A 234-nucleotide genomic window follows, 5' to 3' on the forward strand; every position below is an offset into this window, starting at 1 on the left:
CTCCCCACGCTTTCGTGCCTCAACGTCAGATATAGTTTGGTAAGCTGCCTTCGCAATCGGGGTTCTGTAGGATCTCTAAGCATTTCACCGCTACACCATACATTCCGCCTACCGCAACTACTCTCTAGCTCAACAGTATTAGAGGCACGTTCAGGGTTGAGCCCCGAAATTTCACCTCTAACTTATCAAACCGCCTACGCACCCTTTAAACCCAATAAATCCGGATAACGCTTG

1 rRNA gene is annotated in these 234 nt (G+C 48.7%); it reads right to left on the reverse strand.

Features of this window, described 5'->3' with window-relative positions:
- A 16S ribosomal RNA gene (locus FVP33_RS18985) occupies positions 1–234 on the reverse strand; the annotation flags it as partial.

It is taken from the genome of Lacisediminihabitans profunda, assembly GCF_008040105.1.
Taxonomy (GTDB): Bacteria; Actinomycetota; Actinomycetes; order Actinomycetales; family Microbacteriaceae; genus Lacisediminihabitans; species Lacisediminihabitans profunda.